The sequence below is a fragment of the Bacteroides sp. AF32-8BH genome (genome assembly GCF_003435205.1).
GTDB classification, from domain to species: Bacteria; Bacteroidota; Bacteroidia; order Bacteroidales; family Bacteroidaceae; genus Bacteroides; species Bacteroides ovatus.
In genome coordinates, this window is the sequence record NZ_QVLZ01000123.1 from 270 (window position 1) to 524 (window position 255).

Sequence of the window (255 nt, forward strand, 5' to 3'; positions counted from 1 at the left end):
TTTTTTTTTTTTTTTTTGTATGCTTAAGTACTTTTCTTTATGATGTTAAGTATTTTTAATTGTTGTGTAAGCATGATTGGCTGCTGTGGTAAGTGTTGTAGCTGTTGTGTGGTTGTCTTTTTAAGTATTTATAAGTTTAAAATACTTGTTTTTTGCTTTGGGAGCTGGTTTATAGGTATGTATTTTTGCGGTCGAAATTCAAGGGGTGTAAAAGCCTGGGTTTGGATTGTCATATTAACAAATGATTAAATGACG